At 63.2% G+C, this 842-nt stretch carries 1 protein-coding gene; it reads left to right on the forward strand.

The genetic code is table 11. The features are described from left to right. Window positions 1-372: 372 nt before the first annotated feature. Window positions 373-842, forward strand: a 470-nt coding sequence (locus tag ACWGS9_RS35020; protein ID WP_454509457.1) for a hypothetical protein, incomplete at its 3' end; no start/stop codon positions are given.

The raw sequence follows: 842 nt of genomic DNA on the forward strand, positions 1-842 counted from the left end.
CGCGACCTGCCGTGCGTTGACATTTGGGGACACGCTTCGCTGCCGGGCCATCAATGTCCGTGGAGGACGACGTAGCGGGGCCTGATAGGCCTCCCGCCGCAATGCAGCACTGTGCCGTTGACCGAAATCTCACACCTGCGGCTGGCTACCTGTTCGCGTAGACAGTCGGGCGGCACGCCTCGCGACCCCAGGGACGCTGCCGAGCCCCCGCCGAGTATCGCTATTATGGTTCAGCCACCGATATGCTTGGCCCAAAATGTCAAGCGCGCAGGACGCTTTTTGCTTTAGAAGACGCATGACGCGTCGGTTGAAGGAGAGCGCTTGCATGGTTCGGGTCGTTGGCTTCCTGCTCCGGCGTGTGCCAAGCCCGGCATGCTGATTGGCAAGCGGAACCCGCGGCCAGTTGCGCGCGTGGCACGGTCGTTCTCGACCGCAGCAAGCCTTCCGCAGGATGACAAAGAGGGTCGGCGAAAGCCGGGCGTCTTTCGAGCGCCTGCCTCATCCGTCGATGCAAACAAGTCGCGTGGCGGTGTGTCGGCATTCGCGGGGCTGCGCCAAAAGTCCGGCGAGGTGGCATTTGGGCGCCACGTTCGCCGTTTTTGCATGATCTGCTTGTGTCTCTTGCGCTTGTTGTCGCCGGCCTTCGCGCAGGACGATGGCGAGGACGAGGAGGAAGAAGATAGCGCCGTGTGCGACGTCGATGTCGGCGGGTCCGGCTCGGAAAGCAAACCGCTCAGCGCCACAGATGGCACGGGGTCGCATCGCTACCTCGTCAACGGCGTTTGCTACGATCTATCCGGAAGCCTGCAGGGCACTCTGCAACACACCAATGCTCCGGAGCC

The organism is Mesorhizobium sp. Arg314, assembly GCF_053714275.1.